At 39.5% G+C, this 1,381-nt stretch carries 1 protein-coding gene and 1 pseudogene; one reads left to right on the top strand and one right to left on the bottom strand.

Annotated elements, in window-relative coordinates; genetic code table 11:
* Positions 1-292, top strand: a 292-nt coding sequence (locus AC1DVK_RS26855; RefSeq protein ID WP_477627822.1) for a transposase, incomplete at its 5' end; no start/stop codon positions are given.
* Between the two features lie 37 nt (positions 293-329).
* On the opposite strand, the pseudogene ltrA reads toward AC1DVK_RS26855, so the two are convergent.
* Positions 330-995, bottom strand: a pseudogene (ltrA, locus tag AC1DVK_RS26850) (group II intron reverse transcriptase/maturase); the annotation flags it as partial.
* Between the last annotated feature and the right edge of the window lie 386 nt (positions 996-1,381).

The raw sequence follows: 1,381 nt of genomic DNA, 5'->3' as shown, positions 1-1,381 counted from the left end.
TCTTCACTCCGATCAAGGATTCCAATATACGACGAAATCATACGAAAGACAGGTAAAAGAACTCGGTCTTCAAGGAAGCCACTCTCGTCGTGGCAATTGTCATGATAACGCTTGTATAGAAAGTTTCTTCTCGCATTTAAAAACAGAGAAGTTATATTTGGTATGTCCAAAAACAGCAGAGGAAGCTTATGTAGCTATTCAGGAGTATATAGACTTCTACAATACGGATCGCTTTCAGGAAAAATTTAACGGCCTTTCCCCGATTGAATATCGAGAAAAGGCCGCAGCTTGAAATACTCTTTTTTTACTGTCTACTTGACAGGGTTATGTGCATACCTCACGAACCTTAGTCCTCTTTTCTCCAGTTCCTTATCAAGTTCGTTTAACATTATATTACTTAATAGTGGACTGAGGTTGCCTCCTTGCGGAGTACCGACAGGTGTGTCTTCATATTTTCCATTCACCATGACTCCACTGACTAAGTATTTTCTGATTAACGAGATGACATTTCCGTCTTTTATTGTGTTGGATATGATTCTCATGAGTTTATCGTGATGGACGGTATCGAAGAATCTTTCAAGATCAATGTCGACTACCCAATCATGTTCATCATTCAGAAACTCCAGGCTTTTAATTATCGCCATTTCACAACTTCTTTTTGGTCTGAAACCGTAACTGAATTCACTGAATTTCTTTTCAAATAGTGGACTGAGAACTTGATGAATGGCTTGTTGAACGACTCTATCCACTACTGTTGGTATTCCCAATTTGCGCATCTTTCCATTTTCTTTTGGGATCTCCACTCTTAAGGCAGCTTGTGGTTGGTATCTTCTTGTTCTGATGCGCTGACGCAGTTCATCTTTGTTCTCTTTCAGGTATTGCTTTAGTTCGTCGACTGTTACTCCGTCGACCCCACTTGCACCTTTATTTTTATAGACACGTATGTAGGCTTCGTTCATATTTTTATTACTTAGGATTTGTTCTAAAAGTTCCACACTCGTTTCTCCTTTCCTCTCACGTAGTAAGTGATATCTCCATTTTGGTTATTCTTTGAGGTACGCTCATACTTTCACCATTAACACATTCGGAGTTCGTCACTTACGCATTCGTGGCGTTGAAACACTATAAATTGTTCAGCCCTTCATGAAATTATTTCATTACTATGGCTTCTGCTGACTTCTTGCGACTAACCTTTTTCGACTGTACTTCTGTACATCCGCAAGACCTCCCAGGGTAAGACACCTATCTTTCCTCTTTTACTCGCCTGATTTACTCTATAAAGTTACGCACATCTTTTGGACTTTAACTTGTCTTGGAGTTTAATCCCTTTATCGAGCCTTAGTATCAGATTCCTGTTCGTCGAGCCAAGATTTTATTCCAC

It is taken from the genome of Peribacillus sp. P4_B1, from assembly GCF_056402395.1.
Note: the sequence above shows the minus strand (reverse complement) of the source record. Positions and strands in the feature narration are given on the sequence as shown.